Annotated in this window: 23 protein-coding genes; 11 read left to right on the top strand and 12 right to left on the bottom strand. The window is 40.4% G+C overall.

Going from position 1 to position 22,115, the window contains the following annotated elements; all coding sequences use genetic code 11:
• Positions 1-47: 47 nt before the first annotated feature.
• The 3 genes from M313_RS0120725 to M313_RS0120715 all read right to left on the bottom strand — a co-directional run bounded on the left by M313_RS0120725 (position 48) and on the right by M313_RS0120715 (position 1,170).
• Positions 48-485 carry a hypothetical protein gene (locus tag M313_RS0120725; RefSeq protein ID WP_010199788.1) on the bottom strand — a complete coding sequence of 146 codons (438 nt, stop codon included), beginning with the start codon at positions 483-485 and terminating at the stop codon, positions 48-50.
• Positions 486-550: 65 nt separating this feature from the next.
• Positions 551-910, bottom strand: coding sequence for a DUF3221 domain-containing protein (locus M313_RS24235; protein WP_010199787.1), 360 nt, complete (start codon positions 908-910; stop codon positions 551-553).
• On the bottom strand, positions 907-1,170 hold the full coding sequence (locus M313_RS0120715) for a hypothetical protein (protein ID WP_010199785.1): 264 nt from the start codon (positions 1,168-1,170) through the stop codon (positions 907-909). The genes M313_RS24235 and M313_RS0120715 overlap by 4 nt, the downstream gene beginning before the upstream one ends.
• Before the next feature lie 630 nt (positions 1,171-1,800).
• Here M313_RS0120715 and M313_RS0120705 point away from each other — a divergent pair.
• Positions 1,801-2,361, top strand: a complete 561-nt coding sequence (locus M313_RS0120705) for an ATP-binding protein (protein ID WP_010199783.1) — start codon at positions 1,801-1,803, stop codon at positions 2,359-2,361.
• A gap of 97 nt (positions 2,362-2,458) precedes the next feature.
• Here M313_RS0120705 and M313_RS0120700 read toward each other — a convergent pair whose 3' ends face one another.
• On the bottom strand, positions 2,459-2,917 hold the full coding sequence (locus tag M313_RS0120700; RefSeq protein WP_029326628.1) for a membrane protein: 459 nt from the start codon (positions 2,915-2,917) through the stop codon (positions 2,459-2,461).
• 3 nt (positions 2,918-2,920) lie between these two features.
• On the bottom strand, positions 2,921-3,613 hold the full coding sequence (locus M313_RS0120695) for a membrane protein (protein ID WP_034775258.1): 693 nt from the start codon (positions 3,611-3,613) through the stop codon (positions 2,921-2,923).
• Positions 3,614-3,813: 200 nt separating this feature from the next.
• Here M313_RS0120695 and M313_RS0120690 point away from each other — a divergent pair, with 200 nt between their 5' ends.
• Both M313_RS0120690 and cypC read left to right on the top strand, forming a co-directional pair.
• Positions 3,814-4,368 (top strand): DUF3231 family protein, encoded by a 555-nt coding sequence (locus M313_RS0120690; protein WP_010199782.1) that lies wholly within the window; start codon positions 3,814-3,816, stop codon positions 4,366-4,368.
• 88 nt (positions 4,369-4,456) lie between these two features.
• Complete coding sequence (cypC, locus tag M313_RS0120685; protein ID WP_010199781.1) at positions 4,457-5,725, top strand: CYP152 family fatty-acid peroxygenase CypC; 1,269 nt, start codon at positions 4,457-4,459, stop codon at positions 5,723-5,725.
• A gap of 60 nt (positions 5,726-5,785) precedes the next feature.
• Here cypC and M313_RS0120680 read toward each other — a convergent pair whose 3' ends face one another.
• Positions 5,786-6,493, bottom strand: coding sequence for a class I SAM-dependent methyltransferase (locus M313_RS0120680; protein WP_010199780.1), 708 nt, complete (start codon positions 6,491-6,493; stop codon positions 5,786-5,788).
• A gap of 428 nt (positions 6,494-6,921) precedes the next feature.
• On the opposite strand from M313_RS0120680, the gene M313_RS0120670 reads away from it, so the two are divergent.
• The 6 genes from M313_RS0120670 to M313_RS0120645 all read left to right on the top strand — a co-directional run bounded on the left by M313_RS0120670 (position 6,922) and on the right by M313_RS0120645 (position 10,526).
• On the top strand, positions 6,922-7,392 hold the full coding sequence (locus M313_RS0120670; protein ID WP_010199778.1) for a DUF7878 domain-containing protein: 471 nt from the start codon (positions 6,922-6,924) through the stop codon (positions 7,390-7,392).
• 10 nt (positions 7,393-7,402) lie between these two features.
• Positions 7,403-7,825, top strand: coding sequence for a FosM family fosfomycin resistance protein (gene fosM / locus M313_RS0120665; protein WP_010199775.1), 423 nt, complete (start codon positions 7,403-7,405; stop codon positions 7,823-7,825).
• Positions 7,826-7,843: 18 nt separating this feature from the next.
• A complete protein-coding gene (locus M313_RS0120660) occupies positions 7,844-8,368 on the top strand; it encodes a GNAT family N-acetyltransferase (protein ID WP_010199774.1) in 525 nt (174 codons plus the stop codon).
• Between the two features lie 132 nt (positions 8,369-8,500).
• Positions 8,501-9,025 (top strand): RNA polymerase sigma factor, encoded by a 525-nt coding sequence (locus M313_RS0120655; protein ID WP_010199773.1) that lies wholly within the window; start codon positions 8,501-8,503, stop codon positions 9,023-9,025.
• Entirely contained in the window at positions 9,012-10,163 is a 1,152-nt protein-coding gene (locus M313_RS0120650) for a hypothetical protein (RefSeq protein WP_010199772.1), read from the top strand. Before M313_RS0120655 ends, M313_RS0120650 begins: the two co-directional genes overlap by 14 nt.
• Before the next feature lie 132 nt (positions 10,164-10,295).
• On the top strand, positions 10,296-10,526 hold the full coding sequence (locus M313_RS0120645; RefSeq protein WP_010199771.1) for a hypothetical protein: 231 nt from the start codon (positions 10,296-10,298) through the stop codon (positions 10,524-10,526).
• A 263-nt stretch (positions 10,527-10,789) separates the two neighbouring features.
• Here the strand turns inward: M313_RS0120645 and helD are convergent, their stop codons facing one another.
• Positions 10,790-13,120, bottom strand: a complete 2,331-nt coding sequence (helD, locus tag M313_RS0120640; RefSeq protein WP_010199770.1) for an RNA polymerase recycling motor HelD — start codon at positions 13,118-13,120, stop codon at positions 10,790-10,792.
• Positions 13,121-13,494: 374 nt separating this feature from the next.
• Here helD and M313_RS0120635 point away from each other — a divergent pair, with 374 nt between their 5' ends.
• On the top strand, positions 13,495-14,514 hold the full coding sequence (locus tag M313_RS0120635) for an STAS domain-containing protein (protein WP_010199769.1): 1,020 nt from the start codon (positions 13,495-13,497) through the stop codon (positions 14,512-14,514).
• A gap of 140 nt (positions 14,515-14,654) precedes the next feature.
• Positions 14,655-15,854, top strand: a complete 1,200-nt coding sequence (locus tag M313_RS0120630; RefSeq protein ID WP_010199768.1) for an MFS transporter — start codon at positions 14,655-14,657, stop codon at positions 15,852-15,854.
• A gap of 100 nt (positions 15,855-15,954) precedes the next feature.
• Here the strand turns inward: M313_RS0120630 and M313_RS0120625 are convergent, their stop codons facing one another.
• The 5 genes from M313_RS0120625 to rlmD form a co-directional block, all read right to left on the bottom strand.
• A complete protein-coding gene (locus M313_RS0120625; RefSeq protein ID WP_010199766.1) occupies positions 15,955-16,923 on the bottom strand; it encodes a tRNA dihydrouridine synthase in 969 nt (322 codons plus the stop codon).
• A gap of 299 nt (positions 16,924-17,222) precedes the next feature.
• Positions 17,223-18,491, bottom strand: coding sequence for an MFS transporter (locus M313_RS0120620; protein WP_010199764.1), 1,269 nt, complete (start codon positions 18,489-18,491; stop codon positions 17,223-17,225).
• Positions 18,492-18,628: 137 nt separating this feature from the next.
• Positions 18,629-19,117, bottom strand: coding sequence for a hypothetical protein (locus tag M313_RS0120615; RefSeq protein ID WP_010199761.1), 489 nt, complete (start codon positions 19,115-19,117; stop codon positions 18,629-18,631).
• An 831-nt stretch (positions 19,118-19,948) separates the two neighbouring features.
• Positions 19,949-20,239, bottom strand: coding sequence for a DUF6407 family protein (locus tag M313_RS0120605; RefSeq protein WP_010199757.1), 291 nt, complete (start codon positions 20,237-20,239; stop codon positions 19,949-19,951).
• Positions 20,240-20,269: 30 nt separating this feature from the next.
• Positions 20,270-21,637 (bottom strand): 23S rRNA (uracil(1939)-C(5))-methyltransferase RlmD, encoded by a 1,368-nt coding sequence (gene rlmD / locus M313_RS0120600; RefSeq protein WP_010199756.1) that lies wholly within the window; start codon positions 21,635-21,637, stop codon positions 20,270-20,272.
• Positions 21,638-22,115: the final 478 nt, after the last annotated feature.

Raw genomic sequence — 22,115 nt, 5'->3', positions numbered from 1 at the left:
GAGGGGACAGGCACGGCGACCCATTTTGCAATTACCGTCCTGTCGCCTTAAGCTCGACTTACTATATTTCTATATTTTATAAACCACTCAATAATCAAAAATATCGAAAGCAAAATAATAATCCCAACCAGATTAATTAAAGGCAACACTAAGTTCATAATTGGAAGAGAAGTAACTTGATTAACTATGAAACTGAAAACTACTATTCCTAACACGAAAACAACATTCACTAATAAAAACTTTTTAAATATGTTGCGCTCTGTTTTCCTCTTAAAAAAACAGTAAATCATCATTCCCACAAACAGCAGAACGAATATTACTTCAAGACTTTCCGACCATCTACCTAACTGTCCAATTATTGCACTATCCTCTGGAGATAAGATGCTCTTTGAGAGCCACACCTCAGACATACTCATTCTGTAAGTAAATAACCACACATACCCTCCGTAAGTTAAGCCCATTAGAGCAAGATAGACATAGACCATGGTTCACACTCCTTCTTTTGAGTCCAGCGTGAGTCGAGTGGACAGGCACTCCGACCCACTGTCATTCACTCTTCTTTCACTTCCACCTTTTTCGCATGACCTTGGGCGGGATAGGAGTGATCCAATCCACCGTCAATCCAGATTTTCACTTCATCTCCCGCTTTTACATCAGCCAATTTATCATAGCTCAAATAAATTATCGGAATTCTTTCTTCATCTAATTCTTTAATTGTTTTGTTACTAATCTCAGCATACTCACTACTAGTTACATCTTCTGCCACTAACATTCTTCCGTCTTTAACCTCCAGTATTACGGCTTCGATGATCAAGCTGGATTCCAATGCTTTTTCTTGTGTACAACCAAACATGAGTATAAAAAGACTAATGAATACAAACTGCGTGTGAAAGCCCCGAAAAAGCTTCATTGCAGATTCTCCCGATTTTCATAGATAAGAGCCCCGAGCATCCGTAATCGCTTATCTAATGCTGAAACAATAACCCCAATAAACAGAAAGATTATTCCACTGATAATAAAAGCATAGGTTCTGACAGTACGTTCTACGAAAATATAATCCATCCCGCCGGAATACTCTCCGCCATCTACCCAAGATTGCTTCCACCCATATATAAGGAAAACCAACCCCAACAGAATTGCACTAACCTTATACCATTTGAAATTGTCCATCTAACTTCGCCTCCAGTCGGGGCCAGAAGTGGTCTGAGGGGACAGGCCGCCGCCCCATCTTACTACCCCTCATACTTTCTCTCTCCTCAAAATATGCCCAACCACTATACACAACAGCATTAATCCAACAAATAAACCCGAATTACTACTTTCATCATTAAAGAACGTTGGCCCTACATAAAAATTCCAAATAAAAATGGATATTGCCATGTACAACAGTATTTTGTAAATCATTCATACACCTACTTATTAAGCATAATTATTTAATTTAGCTACTAAAATATTGAATACCTTGAAAAACAGCAAACAAAATCACACTTTGAACAAACGTTATGAAAATATCTTTTTTCCACGTATTATTTTGGGGATACCTGTTTGGAAACCGACTAAATGCAAGGAGTATCGCCCACCAAATAAAAAATCCCAAAATTAATGCACCGACGTTTTCATAGAACAAACTGACTCCCCCTCTTCCTATCTCTTTATCTATAATTTAACATATATTCAGACTTCTCCTTAGGTTTATGTTAAAATTATCCTAATTATTTTTAGGCTGAATGGACAGGCACGGCGGCCCACTTGTGGGTCACTGTGCCTGTTGTCCCTTTAGACCACCAAGGAGTGATTCTGATGAAATTTGTCCACATATTCGGCCCCCAAGCAGTTGGTAAGATGACGGTCGGACAAGAGTTAGCGAAAATAACAGATTTGAAACTTTTCCATAACCATATGACGATTGATTTAGTTGGTCATTTTTTTGATTACAGTACAAAAGAAGCCAAGCGGTTAGTGAACTTGTTTCGCCAGGAGATATTTGAAGAGGTTTCTAAAAGTGACCTATATGGCATGATGTTCACGTATGTGTGGATGTTTGATATGGAGTCAGACTGGGAGTATGTGAAGAACCTCACCAACCTTTTTGAATCTAGAGGGGCGACTGTTTACTATGTAGAATTAGAGGCAGATCTAAACGAACGACTGGAGCGGAACAAAACACCAAACCGCCTGGAACACAAGCCGAAAAAGCGCGATTTGGAATGGTCGGAAAATGACTTATTGCAGACACTAGGGAAACATCGATTGAATTCAATGGATGGGGAGATTACTTTCCCTAACTATATCAAGATTAATAATACGGACATGAGTGCAAAGGAAGTGGCTCAGGTCATCAAGGATCAGTTTGGTTTTTGAGGGGGGAGTGTAAAGAGCACTTTCCCCTCTTCTCCTCACACTTTTACCTTTTTCTTCATTTTTCAATCACCTTATTGAATAGAAGCAGAAAGTTCATTCACTTTATTTTCGCCACACCGAATGCAAAGTGGTCAAACAAAATGTTTTCAACAAGTTCTCCCTGCGCGTCTTCACAATCAACAATCATAATCAATTCCGAATGGACGCCTTTTAACAACCGTTGTTTCTTTTTTAAGATCTTTTCCGTAAAGAGACGTATGGCAAAACCTAAAACAAACCCGACAGAGGCACCTATTAATCCCCAATAGATTGGCCCCCATGCCAGTTTAAAGCCTATACTAGCACCAATAACTGCAAAAGCGGTTCCAAGTGCTGCTCCGATATCGATAAGAGAAGTTCCATCTGAATGATGAAGGGTATCGAATAATTTATGTTCCTCTTTTCTGTTATCAAGTGGAATGACAAATATATTTTCCCTTTCAATCCCCTTCTTCTCAAGGGTGGAAATAGCCAATTCTATATGGACGGAATGTTTAAATGTTGAAAATAATTGCATTGTCTAGTCCACCTTTTGTCCTTTTAGTACTCGAAAAGATGAAGATTGGTACTTATCCATAAAAAAGCCACGTTGTTCTTTATCATATAATTTATTATTTTCAACCGAGTTAATATAAGAATCAAAAATGGCAAAACCATAAAGAGATGGGAAGAACAAGAGCCACTCTGGATCAATGACCGACGTCGCCTTATCAATTTCCCCTAAAAACAATAAAGAGATTGCTTCCAGGCCGTGGGAGTAATAAAAAAAGACCACCAACCAAACGATAACGAAAAATGCTGTCACGATTCTATGTAGATAAAGCTGACCTAATCCTGGTATAAAAAGGGACCAAAGGACTGCCATGACAGGATTTCTTTTATCTAAATAATTTATTTCGAGTGAACCTATACTAAAGGAATTGAACCTATGCTCTTCCCGCTCTGCCAACACAAAGACTTTATTCATATCAACCGTTGTACGATAACTATCCCAGATTGCAAATATATAAACTGGAATATAAATTAATAACCATTGGGTATCTAGAATATCTTTCGCTTTATCGATGTCGCCTTGAAAAGAATAGATCATGGCTAAATTAACATGTGATTTAATATTGATTAAGACTTCCCAGATAAACAGCACAAATCCCCGAAGATATTTGGACAAAAGCAGATGTCCGAATCCAGGAAAAGCAGCACTCCACCAAGCCATGATGTTCTCCTTTAAGAAAAGCCTATTATCCGTATGTTCCCTCAATCTTTTTGTTTTATGTAGCACCGATAAAGAACCAACTTCTTGGAGAATGGTGGAGTTGAAGAGATTCATCTTGAGCATGTTAAATGAAGAGTAGAGAGGAATATTTACTATTCTTACGGTAAAAATATACAAAATCATATTTTGGAGGTTTCACGATGACTAGTGCAATAGAAGCCATAGCAGCCATCCTAAAAAATTTCACAGATGAAGAGCCTAAACTACCTTTACATGTTGGGGAAGTAATGGATCTTTGGACAGCTTTTACAGCGTTTAAGGAATCGCATACTCTTTATCAGGTTGCACTCAACAGCACCATTGATAGAGACTTGAAAGCCATGTTGGAGGATGCATTGGACGGCAGCCTGTCTGATACAAAACGGATAGAAGAATTCCTCGTTAAAGAAGGCGTCCCATTACCCCTTGTTAATCCCAATAAGCCTGTATCCGATCCAAGCGCTGTTCCCGAGGGGGTAAAATTGACCGAAGATGAGATTGCAAATCTTATTGCAGCTAAAGTCGCCACTTCCATTACCTTTTGTGCGCAAGCAATGGCGAAAACGGTTCGAACCGATGTTGGGCTTTTGTTCTTTTCCATACAGGTTCATTTAATGAAGTATGCCGCACCATTGAAGAATTTAATGAAGTCCAGGGGATGGTTAAGGGTTCCCCCTAAATATAGCCCTCCTGGTGCTCCCCATCCACCTAATTGACTCCTTATCATTCCCCTCCCTTACTTACGTTTAGGTTGGAAGAAAGAAGTAAATATACATAGTATATATACAATAAGGAGGGGTCTATTTGGAGAATAATCATTCCATGCCTAAGGAAGAGGGATTGGATCATAGCCTGAAGCTTTTAAGTGAAGGTTACCAGTTCATTATGAACCGCCGCCATATGTTCCACTCTAATATCTTTGAAACCACGCTTCTAGCAGAAAAAGCTATTTGCTTGACGGGTAAAGAAGCTGCAGAAATTTTCTATGATAATGAAAAGTTTAAACGAAAAGGTGCAGCTCCTAAACGTTTGCAAAAGACGCTCTTCGGTGAAGGTGGCGTACAGGCGATGGACGGTGAAGCGCACCACCACCGAAAAGCAATGTTTATGTCCCTTATGACGAAAGAGAGTTTAAAGGAGATTACCGTACTTACAAGAAAAGCATGGGAAAATGCCGCCCTAAAATGGGAGCGCGAGGACGAAATTGTTTTATACATAGAAGCAAAGAAAATTCTCACACAGGTTGCATGTGAGTGGACGGGCGTCCCGCTTCCAGAAGATAAAGTGGAGAAATTCTCCACTCAATTGGGAGACATGTATGAATCTGCAGCTGCAATCGGGTTAAAGCATTGGAAAGGACGCAGATCACGCTCCAGTGTAGAGAGCTGGTTAGAAGACCTAGTGGAAGAAGTACGGGAAGAGAAAATAGAGGTGCCAACAGACAAAGCCCTCTATCAATTCTCTATGCATCGCGACCTCAACGGCGAACTTCTTGATAAAGAGATTGTTGCAGTAGAACTATTGAATCTCTTGCGTCCAATTGTGGCTATTTCTGTTTATGTTTGCTTTTCCGCACTGGCTGTCCATCAGTATCCAGAGGAAGCTGCAAAATTGCGCGAAGGAGAAAGCGCAAGTCTCCAACGATTTGTGCAGGAAGTCCGTCGCTTCTATCCATTCTTCCCCTTTACCGCAGCAAGAGTGAAGCAAGACTTTGTTTGGAATGATTATAAGTTTGAAAAAGACACCCTTACCCTCTTAGACTTTTACGGAACAAACCATCATCCGGAAGATTGGGAGAACCCAGACCGCTTTGAACCCGACCGCTTTAAAACGTGGAACAAAAGCCCCTTTGATTTTATTCCACAAGGAGGCGGAGAATATGACATCGGTCACCGCTGTGCCGGAGAATGGCTGACCGTAGATATCATGAATGTAAGCCTCGACTTCCTAGTAAATGATTTAGAATATGACATACCAGAACAAGATTTGAGCTTCAGCATGTCCCAAATCCCAAGCTTGCCAGAGAGCAAAATGGTGATGTGGGTTAAGGGGACAGGCACGCCGACCCAGTAACAGAAATACAGAGGATTTTTCTTATAAAAAATGCCCAAAGACCATAATCTTTGGGCATTTTTATTTAGACATAGCTTTCAGTATGAGAAAATGAGGATTTGTCATGAGATAGTAGTAAGCTTCCTCCTTAACCTCCCTCATCTTCTCGTGAGGTTTAGGTTCTATCAGCTTTTCAAGCTCAAAAAATCGAGTAGTTTCATTGACGATATCTTCCATCGGCCTCCTGTAAAAACTGACTTCAATGGTGATATTCGGCTTTTGCCACGTTTCTGTTAGTAGTTGGGATTTAAAGTAATCTTCACACTGGAACCTCGTATAGTCCATGAATGGATGATGAACCGAAAATAAAAATGTTCCGCCTGGTTTTAACACGCGTTGGAATTCGCGGAAAGTTGAGGTCCAATCTTTTAGATAATGAAGCGTGAGCGAACTGACAATCACATCAAAGGAGTTGTTCCCAAAAGGCAGTGGCTCCTGGAGATTGTGGCAAAGAAACGTTGCATCATCCCCCACTCTCTCTTTTGCTGCTTTTATCATTTCTGGACTTATGTCGATTCCTGTTACCTCGGCACCGCGTTGAACCAATTGAGCAATGTACCAGCCAGCCGAACAACCGGCGTCCAACACTTTTTTACCTGTTAGGTTTTGCGGCAAAGCAGCCATCATTGCCGGGCGTTCGTAATAGGCGTTATAAGGACTTCCTTCATCCGTATCGTTTTGATAGGTTTGAGCTAGTTTGTTGTAGGTTTTTTTTGTGGGGTTGGTCATTTTTATTGCTCCTTTCATTTTAAACGTAATTAAAACAGTACAATGACATAGAGCATAATTACATCTTAATATTGAAACCAAATCTCTTAAAGCACGTATACCTATATAACGTAAAATCATGCAAGTAGGTTGAGAGAGGGGATACAAAAAATGAATGAACAAGCATGCTTAAAGTGTGGAGGCACAGAATTTGCCGAGGGAACAGATTATATGCCTATTAAAACAAGCAAACTCGCTCTGACGGGCTCCAACAAAATCTATACCTTTTGTCTAAGCTGTGGCGAAGTTGATTCCATCCGAATAGAGAATACTACAATCTTTAAGAAAGGGTGATGGGCTTCTGAAACCTATACTCCCTCAGAAGGAAGAAAATTTTTAGTTTAATCAACCTTGTGCTAGTTGAGAAGTATGGAATTAAAGGAGACAAAATGAACAACCTTCAGTTTACCTATCAATTCATAAATGAGCGTACCGCAATTTCAAATACACACTCTAGAGATGTTCCTACCATCCTTTCTATTGATGCAACACTCACTGTTAAAATTATAAATGAAGTTTATTTTAAGGCAGACATTGCTATTCTGGAATTCTATAAGGCTCTATTAAAATGGAAACAAGAAGTGACCACATCCCACATTCCAGCGTTCCATTACTATTCCATCGAGTACGACGATTACGAGGACGGTGCGATTCTTTCCATGCTGCCTTTTGCAGACAAGGCAAGGATTACAACCATTTGGGCAGAAGTTGATATTTATAATGTCGTTGATCAATCTTATGCCGTTTCAAAGCTTATGGAGTTAGAGGCTATACTTAAAAGCGATATCGAGAATTATTTCCAGATAGATTTGGATAAGTTTGTGCGACACATTCCTTATGTTAAGGATACTATTTTATAGAGGTGACACCATGCCGATAAAAGGACTTAATCATTTTTTATTTTCCGTTTCTGATTTAGAAGAATCTATTAAATTTTATAAAGATGTATTTGATGCTAATTTGTTGGTAAAAGGCAGAAACACTGCATACTTTGATTTAAATGGAATGTGGCTAGCTCTCAATGTAGAGGAAGATATACCTCGTAATGAAATACATCATTCCTATACGCACATTGCATTTTCCATTGAAGAAGAAGCGTTTGACGATATCTATGAGAAACTAAGGAAATTGAATGTGAATATTTTATCAGGTCGTCCAAGAGATGAACGCGATAAGAAGTCCATTTATTTTACAGACCCAGATGGTCATAAATTTGAGTTTCATACAGGTACACTACAGGATAGATTGGTTTACTACGCAAAAGAGAAAACACATATGGAGTTTTTTAATTAGAATTGTGGAGGAAAGCATATGGATTATAAGGCTATTAAAATCAGAAAAGCAACTCTATCAGACACAAAAGGGATAGCTAAAGTACACGTCGAAAGTTGGAAAACAACATATGCCAATATTGTTCCAGAAGAATACTTGAACAATTTAACTTATGAAAGTCGGGAACAAATATGGATTAACAGCATTCCTAATGGCGGTGTATATGTAGCTGAAAATAATGAAGGCGAAATAGTTGGTTTTTCTTCTGGTGGTAAAGAACGAAGTGGTAAATATGATGGCTATGATGGGGAATTATACGCCATCTATATTTTAAAGGATTATCAGGGGCAAGGTATTGGAAAAGCACTTGTTCAACCAATCATAGAAGAACTCATAGGAATGGGATTAAACTACATGCTTGTTCTTGTTTTGAAAGATAATGCTTCATGTTTATTTTACGAAGCACTAGGTGGCAAAAAGATAGATGAGCTTGAAGTGCAGATTGCGGGGAAGAAACTTACTGAAGTGGTATATGGTTGGGAAAATGTTAAGCACGTATCTTAGGATGGAGCCGAGGGGACAGGCACGCCGACCCATTTTAAATTGGGTCACGGTGCCTGTCCCTTCAATTCTTTTTTGTAACTTTTCTTCCCGCGGTCCGTTGTAATAGTAAAGAGAAAAGAAAGGGGTGGGGGTATGGATCATCTCGGTAGGAAGCAGCGGATTAATGAATGGTATGAGATTTATAGTAATGATGTGTTTAATTATGCTTTTTTTATGATTGGGGATCGGGAGCAGGCGTTGGATATTGTCCAGGATACGTTTGTTCGTGCTTATAATCATCTGGAAAGTTTCCAGGGGGGACGGGAGAAAAGCTGGTTGTTTCGGATTGCCCGCAATTTGACGATTGACTTTATACGAAAAAATAGAACAATAGCAAACTACTTGAGCTTTCTACCCTTTGGCATGCATGATGAAAAATCAGCCGAGGATATCGCAATTTTAAATGAGTCCGAAAAGCAGCTCTATCTAGCTATTAGTAAAATCAAACCTTCCTTTAGGGATGTCATTATTTTACGAAAAATTAAGGAGTTTTCGATTGGGGAGACTGCTGAAATTCTGGGGTGTTCGGAGGCAAAGGTCAAAGTGGATTTATTCAGAGCCCTGAAGGTCCTGCGAAAAGAATTGGAGAAGGAGGGATTCCGATATGAAGCAATCTAATGACTTCCAATCCTTAAATCAAAAAATTACGATGAGTGACAAGGAACAAGAAAGAGTTCAAGAGCATATGAATTTTAGAATGAATGCTTCGCCTGAGGTGAGAAAAACCTCCACACCTCGGAAGTACTATGTTGCATTAGCTTCTGCGGCGATGATATTTATGCTTATCTTGATACCGGCGATTATTAATAATCCGGAAAAATCCAGTGATAGTGTAGTGCCTGCAGATGAAATTCCCCCTGAAAGATTAGAGGAAATGCTCATTCCCTACAATAATTATGAAATAATTCATATAGAAGAAGTAGACTCAGGTGCGGTTGTTTTTTTTACTTACCATAATAGAAAAGAAAAAAACATTGAAATGGTAAGCGCCATGTTTATTAGTAAAACCAAGTACGGTTGGGAAGACCCTACAGAGGGTGGAGAACATGCGATAATTGATCAGACTGATATAAGTCATGAGTTTATATCTCCTATTAATGAAAATTCTCCGTTTCCACTAGTTTTCGGAAAAATCATTAGCTCAGAGATTTCAGAAGTGCTTTTGAGAAAGGTTGATACTAAACAAGATATTAAGACCGAGAAAATTGTTTCAAAGAGCGGAGAGAGATATTGGTTTACTTTCACAGATATAAAACCAGACGAAATGTTTGAAATACACGGATTAACGAGAGATGGTCAAATAATCTATTCTATCGATACGCTTTTTGCATTTGGAAACTCTCCTGTTTTAGAAGAAGTAAATCCCGAAGCAGCAAATTTTAAGTTAACTTCCGAAGAACTCGATGTTTATCAACAGTTGAAAACGGGCTTCAACCAGCAACTTCTATTGGACCTCTCCCCTATCAGCATTGCGAAGTTATTCGTGCAAGCTACAAACGACGAAGAATGGGAGTTACAATATGAGCTTTACACAGATCGCGAGGACGTAAGACGAATTGATAAAGAGGAATATTTTAGAGAAATGGTCTTCCCTGATAAGGATGTCCTCTTTGGTATACAAGATGGTACCTTTCATGACCAAGGAGATGGATATGGACATATAAGCTACACCAATATTTACGGTCAAGAATGGGGTTTTCAGATGGTGCAGGAAAAAGACGGTAGCTGGGCTGTCGCGTTTGTACCACTTCAGTGACTAGGAGGGGTGGGGAGATTCGTGGGGACAGGCACGGCGACTCACGACTAATAGCCAATCCACACGCAATATATCAGTATGCTTCACTATTCTTTAAGTGATATATTTTACCAAAAAAGTGAGGTGAAACTAGTGGATTTATTACTCTGGATAACGATCGGTTTTATCGTAATCGGATTTGTTGTTCTCGCTTCTTTGAAAAAAGGGATGGAAAGTAAGTTCGCTTTTATTAAAGCAAATGAGGAAAGCGAGGAAAGTCCAACAAAAGCAAAATCTATAATTTGGTGGATATATAGCGCCATAGCTTGGGGAATAGTTAGTATGGGTCTTATTGTTTGGAGTTTTCATAATTATTTTGGGTAACTGGTTGCTGGATGAGGACATCTCTCCTCCCGTTTCTTACGTTACTGATGTCTTCATCAGGGCGATGAGGACTTCTCTCCTCCCATTCCTACGTGACTGACGTCTTCATAAGGACAATGAAGACATCTCTTCTCTCTTTTCTAAGCAACTGATGTCTTCATAAAGGCGATGAAGACATCTTTTCTTCCATTCTGAACTAACTGAGGTCTTCATTCTAAATGAAGACCTCAAAACAGTATTCCTACAAATCAAACTTTCTCGCATTAACGCGAAGCCGGGTCAAGGAACCTGTCCTCACAACCCTTCCCTACACTACAAACCTCCAAATAATGCATCGCTCTCGTACATGCTGTATAGAACACCCTCCTCAAACTCTCGTCGCCATATACTTCATCTGATGCATTATAGATAATCACCGCATCAAACTCGATGCCCTTTGACAAGTAGGAAGGCACGACGACCACGCCTTGTTCGTACTCCATGGAATTCATTTTTAACAATTTTAGATTCTTAATCTCCGGAGACAATGCTTCAAAAGCACGACCACTCTCTTCACTCGATTTGCAGATGATGGCTATACTTTGATAGCCGCGACCTTTTAACTCCTCCACCCGGGCAGTAATCCCAGCATGCAAGCTATCAAAATCATCCACTTCTGTCTTCACCGGCTCCTCACCGTCCCGGTCAAACGGGATGATTTTATCTCCGTTTGGAACAAGTCTTCTTGTAAACTCTATAATTGGTCTTGTGGAACGGTAACTCCGCGTTATGTTGATAATTTCCGTCTTCTCCGCTCCATAAAGACCCTCCAACACGTCAAAGTTGACCGCTTCACTTGCATGGGCAAAGATCGCCTGGTTAAAGTCGCCCAGTACGGTCATTCTGGCAGCAGGGAAAAGCCGCTTCATGAACTCAAATTGAAACGGGGAATAATCTTGCGCTTCGTCCACGACAATGTGCTTGATCGAGCTGTTTATCTGAAAACCAAGAATCAATTCTTTTAAAAGTAAAAACGGTGTTGCGTCCTCATACATCAGTTTATCTTCCGCCAGGGCTTCGATTGTCCCTTGGCATATTGCCGGCCATTCTTCAGGCGGCTCCCCATCCAGCCACTGGCCAATACTCGCCGGTTCCGCAAAAATCTGCTCATACAACGCCTTAAAGTCTATAAATCGATAGCTACGGACTCGCTGTCGTAAAGGCTTCATTTTCTTGTGTACAATCAACTTCGCAAGTGCCCTTGGGTCGACTTCATAATCTGCGACCTCTTCCCTTTCAAAGCCTTTCTTTTTCGCCAAAAATACTCGAGCTTCATGGTATTCCTCGTTACTGAGAAGCTCCATTTCCTCCTGAACCCACGGCTTGTCAACTTCCGACTTCTGAATGGTCTTTAACTCTTTAATCAGCCAATCCTTCAACTTTTCCAAGCGATTAGACAGACGAAGGTCCGTTTCGTGTTGATAAAATCGGTCCGCAATTTGCTGTGCCGTTACAATCGTTTCCCCTCTAAAGGTGATATCTTTAAATGTCATTCCTGCCGAAGCCAGTGACTCTATATAAGCTTGGATTGCATCATAAAAACGAAGCGAAGCCTTAATTTTGATACCCGCAAGTCTAGCTTTATAACCAGCCGAACCACTCTCCGTCAACACGTACTCCAACTGTTCGTACGGATTTTCCACTTGAAATGCCTTAGAGAGACGGTGATCTAGATACTCTTGAAAGGTAACCTGCTGCATGCTTTCCTCACCAAGTTCAGGTAAGACGTTGGACACATAGCTTTTGAACATCGTGTTGGGTGAAAATAAAAGGATCTGGTCGGCATCGAGGTTATCTCTATATTTATATAGCAGATAAGCAATCCGTTGAAGGGCCGCGGACGTCTTTCCACTGCCTGCTGCACCGTGTACTATCAGAAGCCTTCCCCTGTCATGTCTTATAATCCGGTTCTGCTCCTGCTGGATGGTGGCGACGATATTATGCATATAGTTGTCTGCGGTCGCCCGGCCAAGCACCTTTTGCAGAATCTCATCCCCAATTGTGAGACTTGTATCAAACATGGATTCAAGCTCGCCATTTCGGATCAGGTACTGCCACTTCTTTTCCAAGGTTCCTTCAATTTCGCCTCCGGGAGTCATGTATTTCGCACGCCCAGGCTGGTAATCATAGTAGACGCTTGAAATCGGCGCCCGCCAATCATAAATTAGGAAGTCCTCCCCATCTCGTTCCATGAGGGCGGAGATTCCAATGTAGATCTGCTCCACTTCTGAAGTCCCATCTTCTTTAAAATCGATTCTGCCGAAGTAAGGAATCTCTTCCATTTTACGCAGAGTGATCAAACGCTTGGCGGTATGCCTATGAGAGCTCTGACTCACCGACAACGCTTGCGCCTCCTGCCTCAAGCCAATGATCGTCTCCAAGTAATCATCAAAAGAATCTGTACTGACCTTTACTTCTTCCCAAAAGTGTTTGCGAATATGAATGACTTCATCCTTACGCCTGGAAGTCTCCTTCTCTAACTTCGCGATCTCCTCTGTAATGCTTTCCATCACATTGTCCACACGCTTTTGCTCCAACTGAAATTCCGTACTCATGCAAACACTCCTTTTTTCGAAAATGAATAGTTAGGGGGTTGACTCGGGGGTGGAATGTATTGTATGATTATAATAGGGATAATTATATATTACATACGAATAACACAATACAGTCTAATTGACTTTACCATGGATTTGTGGTGAATTCAAGTGTTTTTGGGTCGTGGGACAGGTTCCTCGACCCTTTTTATGTTCCAATACACAGGAAAGGCTAAAATATCAGATGTCCTCATCCTATTCTTCTATTAGCTTGTATGGATGATCTTTTTCATAGTTAGTTTTTTTTTATTACTCTTTCCTTTAAATCCATCTCCTTTTAATAAGATATTAATTAGTTTATAATAATTAAAAAATATAAAGGATTTGGTATGAAGATGAGTACACTTCCAAAAATCGATATAGAAGGTCTTCAGTTTGAATGGGATGTAGAAAAAGGGAAATTTCTCTTTGAAGGGGAGGATGCTGTCCTATTTTGGATCTCCTCGGCGATGAAAACCTTCTTTGATACAATTGAAGAGGTTTCCGGCCAGGAAGCGACCTGCCTTGTAATGGAATCCACAGGCTATCGGCAAGGTGCGGTAGTTGGAAAATATTTTGAAAATATGACAGATATCAGTATTGAAAAAATAGCTGGCTTAATTACCAATACCTATGCATCTGCCGGATGGGGAAGAGCTTATGTTAAAAACCTGGATTTGGATAATTACACATTGACCGTCCAGCTCAAGGATGACTGGGAATATAAAATCAATCGGGCACAAGGAAAGAAATCCGGCGGCAATTTCCTTGCGGCGCATTATGCAGGGATTTTTACTGGCCTATTCAAAACAGCCATATGGTACAATATCCTGCATCATCAGATAGAGGGCCATGAATATACTACTATCGAATATTTCCCAAAAGAAGTGAATGTTGCCCAAAACATCCACCAGCTTGCCCGTCAAAAAGAGGCGGAGCAGATAGAAATGCTAGAAAAAGTAGTGGAAGAAAAAACAAAGGAACTAAAAGAGTTGATCAAGACGATATCTTCTCCCGTAATACCTGTACTAGAAGGAATTGTGGTGGTTTCCCTTCTAGGAAAATATGATGAGGAACGGGCAGACGAGCTGATTGTAAAAACCCTGTATAATCTTCCAAAGCACAAAGCAAGCTATCTGGTACTTGATTTAACTGGGATGGATGACAATCTGACACCATATACAGCAAGCATGATTGAAAAGCTGGGTTGTTCCGCAGAACTGCTGGGAATAAAGACCATTCTAGTTGGTATTTCCGCTCAGCTAAGCTTGGAAGTTACAAAAGCAGACATTGATCTGACTCATTTCGATTTCTTCCAGTCGCTGCAGCACGGCATTCATTTTGCCCTCGCTCAGAATGGAAGAAGAATAATCTGAAGAAACTCGTCAATCCTTCAGGGGTTGGCGTGTTTTTTTGAATATGAGAATATTTCTTAACAGCACGCATTATGTTATGATATTTAGGTTGTTTATCTACCACATAACACATTTCCATTCAGCTTAGAAAAGAGGTATTTATGCAATCTGATAAACTAACGAGGCAACATTGGTTGCTCATCTTAACACTATCTTTATTAACGTTTGTCCTTGGTACAAGCGAGTTTGTTATAGTTGGGATCTTGACGGAGATTTCTTCAAGCCTTGATATGTCTAATGCAAAAGCAGGCACGCTTGTTTCTGCGTTTGCCATTACGTTTGCCATCGCTACACCAATCGTGATGTCCGCAACAAGTCATTTTCCTAAGCGAAAATGGATGTTGGTGTTGATTGGAGCTTTCATTATTTTCAACGCGTTGTGCGCCATTTCAACGTCCTACACGATGCTGCTTTCTTTTCGGATTCTAACGGCAATTGTAACGGGTGTACTGATTTCACTCGCCATGATTGTAGCGAGTGAAACCATGCCGGCAGCAAAACGCGGACTTGCCATATCTTTTGTTTTCGGTGGCTTTACCCTAGCGAACGTGATTGGGGTACCGATTGGAACACTCGTAGCATCCTGGTTTGGATGGAATTCCACTTTTATGCTAACAACCATTCTTGGAGGAGTGGCTTTCCTTGCATCTTATTTCGTGCTGCCAAGCAAGCTGAGCCAAGTTCGAAGCTCGATTCGTGATCAGTTCTCACTCTTAACCAACCCGAGAATTCTGATTGCCTTTTTCATTCCAGCGCTTGGATTTGGGGCAACTTACGTGGTGTTTACTTACCTTGTCCCGATACTAAAAGGAATGGGAGCACCTAACTATTCCATTAGTTTGATTCTTTTCATATACGGATTCATCTCCATTTTCAGTAATATCTTAGCAGGTAAAATTGCTAGCCATAATCCGATTGGCCGCCTTCGATTTGTGTTTCTCGTGCAGGCGGTTGTATTGATCAGTTTATTTTGGACCATTGATCATTTTGGATTGGGACTTGTAAACATCGGATTGATGTCGTTGATGGCCATCCTATTAACTACATCCACCCAGCTTTACCTGATAGACCTAGCTAAAATTTATCAGCCTAGTGCAACAGGACTCGCTGCTTCCCTCATGCCGGTTGCAAGCAATGTCGGAATAGCAATGGGTTCTGCCCTCGGTGGACTCGTCTACCACCAAGTCGGTCTTATACATGTAACGTGGGTCGGCGGCATTGTGGCGGTTTGTGCTAGTCTGCTTACTTTCTTGAGTTATTATCTGGATCAGAAAGAGGCGTCGAAGGGACAGGCACGCTGACCCGTTTTCTATGTGAACACACGCAAAAACCCGAGAATAGCTTGTATTCTCGGGTTTACTTCGTTTTTATTCTTGGGACAGTGGGTCACTGTGCCTGTCCCTACAACCCATTTTCTTTCTCAAACTCATCCAGCAAAGCCCGCACTTCATCCGTTGTTTTCGTGTTCATGAGTTGGTTTCTTAGTTCACCAGCGCCACGGAATCCTTTGACATAGATTTTGAAAAAGCGGTGAAGCTTAGACATGTTGCGCGGTACTATCTCCGCATAATGATCTTGGAGGTCCAGCTGCAACCTTAAGAGATCTAGATACTCCTTGCTGGTGTGCTCTTTCGCTTCTTTTTCGAAAGCGAATGGATTTTTGAAAATACCTCGTCCAATCATCACGCCGTCAATGTCATATTTCTCGGCAAGCTCCTGCCCAACTTGACGGTTTGGAATGTCTCCATTAATGGTTATCAATGTTTCCGGCGCAATGCGGTCACGTAATTCCTTGATCTCCGGAATTAGCTCCCAATGCGCATCGACTTCGCTCATTTCTTTTCGCGTACGCAAGTGAATAGAAAGATTCGCAATATCCTGCTCAAGAATATGCTTTAACCACTCCTTCCACTCGTCTACTTCCGTAAAGCCGAGTCGTGTTTTCACGCTGACTGGCAGTCCACCCGCTTTTGCAGCTTGAATCAATTCCGCCGCAACATCTGGACGCTGGATAAGGCCGCTCCCTTTCCCTCGCGTCGCCACATTCGGCACAGGACAACCCATGTTAATGTCGATCCCTTTGAATCCCAGCTCCGCCATCCCGATACTCATCTGACGGAAGTACTCAGGATTGTCACCCCAAATATGCGCCACCATCGGTTGTTCCTCTTCTGTAAAAAGTAATCGCCCCCGCACGCTTTCTTTTCCCTCTGGATGACAATAGCTGTCAGAGTTTGTGAACTCAGTAAAAAACACATCCGGTCGCCCAGCTTTCCTTACCACCGTGCGGAAAACTACATCCGTCACATCTTCCATCGGCGCCAACACAAAAAACGGTTTCGGTAACTCACGCCAAAAATTATCTATCATATCAAGCTCAAATCCTCTCGTAATGTATACAACAACTAACCAATTCACGCTCAAAAATTTATACTTATAAGTTATATCATGCTTCCTAACTTATTATCAAACACATGTATCTTTGGACACATGTATAAATGTGAAAAGCTATTGTAAAACCAACAATGTTTATTTTAACGAAAATCTGTTCTCAATGGAATTAATTTAAATGAAATGCCAGAAGATACCTACTACTCTAGTAGATCGTTCTTTATAATTGTAGCGAATAAGTAAAACAGATGAGGGTAATTATTCTTGGAGATACTCAGTTATATAGAAACCCCAGTTGCATTTGATCTTCGTCCTGCATTTTGACGCTTTTCCTCCATAAAAATCACTCCAATTAAGCCAAATATTGAGAAGATGACTGGAGTGAGAAAACCGTAGTAGTACCCACCACTAATACTACCTGAAGCTGACTGAAAATAATCCAATAGGTATCCAAAAATACTAGGTAGCAATACTGCACTTAAAAATCCACCAGTATTCGCAAACCCAGTAACAATGCCTGTTTCTTTTATAGGAAAGGACTGACGAACGACTGCAAAAGTTAAAGAATTTGATCCAAACCCAAAGCCAATGGTAAAGAAGAGGATAATCAGTAAATACAATGGTGGATGCTCTTCAAACAAAAGAAAAATGGACCAACACAATAAAACCGTAATATGAAAAACAATATATGACCGTTTTATAGTTTTTAAACAACTTGCAATCCAACCAATTAGTGGTGCCCCAATGAGTGCCCCAATAAGACTAATCATAATAAGCTGACTTGCAACTATGCGTGTCATTCCATACACATCCATTACATACGGCACTGCCCACGAACCGATAAACCCTATATACCCTCCGACAATCCCAAAGTGACAAAAAAACAGGGCCCACGCCTGCCGATCCGAAAGTATTCTTCGCAGTATAACCGATGTTTTTTCACGTTGTATTTTGGGGGCTGCAATTAACGATTGCTGTGATTTTTTAACAAGCACAAAATAAAGGAAAACACTTAATAAGCATAAGAGTATCCCAGCTAAGAGGAATGCTCCCCTCCAACCAAGTAGGGCAATCAAAACAGAGAAAGGAACAGTTGCCAAAAGGAAACCTAGGCTTCCTGTCATTCCTGCAAACCCAATTAAACGAGTAAATTCTTTTTTATTAAACCATAGGCTTAAAATCAACACCATGTTTACCCATATGGTCGCATCCCCTATTCCCGTTAGGATTCTGGCAAAAAACAGGACCAATTCATGTGTGCCAAAACTATAAATGATGGTACCTACGCCGGTAAGAGTTGCCCCTAATATCAGAAGAAAATTAGGTCCATAACGATCAGCTAAAATGCCCATTGGAATTTGCAGACCGGTGTATACAAAAAACTGAATACTAGTCACTAATCCAACCGTTGCTGCTGTTACACTAAAATCCAACATTAATTGGTCTGTAATTAATCCTGGAGCCGTTCGTTGGCTCGACATTATCAAGTATGTAAACAATACAGAAGTAAATATAATCCATCTGAAATTACTATTCTGTTTGTCCATGTTATCCTACTCCTGTTAGCTTTTACCCTATATATATGGGTTTCCTGTAACAGTAGAAATAGTATTTAAAAAGAAAAGTATCCATTTTAACGAGAATGACCTCATTACAAAAAATTTACTATATTTCTCGTACGTAACTATCCTTTCTTTTCAACAAAGTTCGCAAGCCAAATGGTAGCAGCAAAAACAAACAAATAAGTGATAAAGGATAAATACAATTTCCAACCTGTATAGGTAAAAACATGAAACTTTACTGAAATCCATTCTAAAGAAATCGCTATCCCTGCCCAAAAAATTATATAAAATAGATACTTCAGGCCTTTGGGCTTGTTATATTGATAGAAGTTTACTACAAAGTAAGAAAGAGTAGGGTAAGTGACAAAGTGCAATAATACATCAAATAATTCATGCTTTTTATGATCAATCGTAAAGTATAATTCATATGGTTTTACACTAAGGGTAATATCAGCTAACACAGCAAGAAAAACATTGAATGTCCAAATAATAGTGATGGTAACAGCAGGCAAGCGTCTAGGTAATATAAACATGAGCGTCCAAGAAAGTACTGTGGAAAAAATAATAAATATTTCATTTAAATCAAATTTCTCAGGAAGAGGTAACATCATGACGCATTCACCTCTTTGCCTCTACAAATAAGTTTTTCAAAATAAAATGAGTAAATAGCCAATAATAAAATAATCAGAGTGTACCTTAAATATGAATAAAATACATTCCAATCCACCCACTTCAAATATCCAATATGAACAAAAAGCAGTTCAATTGAAATGAGTGCTGTTAAGAAGATGAGAAGATGAATAAATTTACTGAAAATAGTTCTATTTGAGAACAAAATATAAATAATCCATAAAAGTAGCGCTGGCTTAAGTGACAACTCAGGAATTTTTTGTGCCCAAAAAATTAACTGACCTGGCTCTTGTTTTGTAAGTTCTAAATTTAAATTAATGATTAGACCTGTTATTTGTAATAAGAATATTGGAGAAAAAATAAACAGCCCAAGATGTTAGTGACGTTCATTTTCTTCGTTAGTATGTATAGGGAAATAAAGGATAATATTGCTATAATCAGAAAAAACCATAATATATTCATATCAGCCACCATTTTTATTTTATCTACATTATTTTGTACATATAATGCCAAAAGAATACTGCATCTAAAGAAAACAAACAGTAGCCGGAAAGGCTGATATAATATTTGTTATTTGATGATATAAGTAAATAAATGAACATAGCAAAAAAACCTTTCCTGGATAAGATGGAAGGTTTTTTTCGTATTTTTCATGTTAGCATTCAAATGATCCTTCAACCCGAAGGAAGCGCTAGAACCGTCCCTTTGGTTTCCAACAGTAATATCTGGGACATTTTGCAAGACAACAAAAAGCACATTACAGCAGCTCTCATTTTTCTCAGAAAAGTGCTGTAATGTACAGTTAGTCCCACCTAATATTGTCTTATTACAAAACTTTGATAGACTTCTTCTAAATATAAGGCTCTATCGATTCCTACGGAGAGTTCCACTACCTTAGATAGAAGATTTTCCTCCATCATAGAGTGTATATACAAAAATCTCCTGGTACCTTCATTCGTTTCTTCGACTTCTTCATAAGAATTTAGTTTATAGAAGTTAATGGCTTCTCTTACTACATCTTTGATGCAGTCCATATTGTTCTTATCAAAGTGGTCTATCGCGTCTACTGTATTTTGTACAAAGTCATTTAAACTTGTGCTCATACACATGCTCCTTATGGAGAGATTGACAATTTATTTTAAAACTAAATGGCTGACACATTCGACGTGAACCGTATGAGGAAACATGTCCACTGGCTGCACCTCAACCGTCTTATATCCCCCATCCTCCAACACTCTTAGATCTCGCGCAAGTGTCGCCGGGTTACAGGATACATAGACAACTTTCTTTGGTTTCATTTCAAGAATCGTTTTCAGTAGCGATTCATCACAGCCTTTACGAGGCGGGTCGACCACTAACACGTCGGCAGTGTTTCCTTCCTTGTACCACTTTGGAATCACTACTTCCGCTTCGCCCACTGCAAACTCCGCATTGGTAATTTCGTTGAGTTCTGCGTTGCGTTTGGCATCTTCAATCGCTTCAGGCACAATTTCTACGCCGAACACTTTTTTCGCCTTTTGAGCTAAAAACAAGGAGATCGTCCCAATACCGCAGTATGCATCAATAACACTCTCTTCGCCTGTCAGTTCCGCATACTCTAGCGCTTTATCATACAGGACCTTCGTTTGCTCCGGGTTGACTTGGTAGAAGGATCTTGCGGAAATCGCAAACTTGATGTCGCCAATGAAGTCATAAATGTACTCATTGCCCCAAAGCACACGCGTTTCGTCTCCGAAAATCACATTCGTTTTCTTGGTGTTCACGTTCTGCACAACGGATTTCACTTCAGGTAAAGCTTCGGTTATTTCGTCGACAATCGCTCTGCGGTTCGGAATGTCTGGCGTGCGGGTGATGAGGACAATCATCACTTCACCAGTAACTAGACCATAGCGGGCCATCACATGACGGAGCACACCTTTATGTGTTTTTTCGTTATAAGCACGAACGTCATGTTTGTCGCAGATTTCGCGGACCGTTTGAACCACACGGTCGTTAATTTCCTGCTGTATGAGGCATTCCTTCATGTCGATGATTTCGTGGCTGCGCTGTTGATAGAAGCCTGCAATCAGGCCGCCTTCGCGCTCCCCGATTGGAACCTGGGCTTTATTACGGTAGCGCCACGGATTGTGGTCCATGCCGAGAACCGGATGAACAGGCACGTCTTTTAGGTGTCCAATGCGTTCAAGAACATCCTTGACCTGCTTTTGCTTCGCCACAAGCTGACCTTCATAGCTCAAATGCTGAAGTTGGCAACCTCCGCATTGCTTATATATCGGGCAAGGTGCATCAACACGATAAGGGCTTGTCTTATGGATCTCCTCTAGCCGGCCGAATGCGTAGCCTTTTTTTACTTTTATAATTTTGACTTTGATTTCCTCATCAGGCAGGGCGTTTTGTACGAAAATCGGAAAGCCATCTATTTTTGCTACGCCGGCGCCGTCATGGGTCAAGTCCTCGACGGTGACATCGTAGTATTCATTTTTTTGAACAGGTACTGTCATGTATTTTCTCTTCCTTCACGTTTAAAATCGCTGTTCCGATTGTACCACATGGAGGTTGGGGTTGCCAGTTGGGGTGGGGGGGTAGTTGTTGGTTGAATATGTTAATATTAGAGTAGTTTAATGGAGGAGAAGTTGCCAAATGACCATTGTTGCTTTTTTGATTATAGCATGGGTACTAAGCTGGTTCGGTTTTAATCGCATGTTTGTGCAAGCATTCAAGGAGCTTTTTTAATAAAGAGGTTTCCAACGCAAGCTATTACTTTATATTCTTTTGCATCGGTGTTGTTGGGGATTTGATTTTGTTTTTTAGAGGACAATATCCGTTTGATATGTAGTATGGCGGGTTAGGAAGGTGGCGGTTTCTAAGGTTTATACCATTCAGCGGCTACCTTGTACATCTTTGCGGTAACCTTCTACATTTCCCAAGTTTACTTCTACATTTCCCAGACGATGTTCTACCTTTTCATCCAAACCTTCT

Source organism: Bacillus sp. m3-13 (assembly GCF_000175075.1).
GTDB classification, from domain to species: Bacteria; Bacillota; Bacilli; order Bacillales; family Bacillaceae_I; genus Sutcliffiella_A; species Sutcliffiella_A horikoshii_C.
Note: the sequence above shows the minus strand (reverse complement) of the source record. Positions and strands in the feature narration are given on the sequence as shown.